General features: G+C 39.4%; 1 rRNA gene. It reads right to left on the bottom strand.

Annotated features, from left to right (window positions below):
- Window positions 1–272: 272 nt before the first annotated feature.
- A 5S ribosomal RNA gene (gene rrf, locus L1D37_RS23960) occupies window positions 273–388 on the bottom strand.
- Window positions 389–413 lie beyond the last annotated feature (25 nt).

The following is a 413-nucleotide window of genomic DNA, read 5'->3' as shown; positions in this document are numbered from 1 at the left end:
CCGAGGTTATTTGTATTGGTCACTCAGTTCATTGAAATCATTTTGATTCCGAAGAATCTGTTTTATCTAACGATAAAACGTTTTGATATTCATCAACGAGTGCCCACACAGATTGATAGGTTTAAATTGTTAAAGAGCTTTGCTTTCAGTGCCTTAGCACTTAAGCAGGACGCGTATAATACGCTTTCTACTTTGAAAGTCAACATAAAATACTAAGAAAACTTAGAACYCTATGGTGACTTGTCTAYTWAWTAGACAAAGTCGAAATTAAAGCCTGGCGATGTCCTACTCTCACATGGGGAAGCCCCACACTACCATCGGCGCTATTGTGTTTCACTTCTGAGTTCGGCATGGAATCAGGTGGGTCCACAATGCTATGGTCGCCAAGCAAATTTTAAAATTCGGAAAACTGT

The organism is Vibrio sp. Isolate33, from assembly GCF_022397895.1.
Taxonomy (GTDB): Bacteria; Pseudomonadota; Gammaproteobacteria; order Enterobacterales; family Vibrionaceae; genus Vibrio; species Vibrio pomeroyi.
Note: the sequence above shows the minus strand (reverse complement) of the source record. Positions and strands in the feature narration are given on the sequence as shown.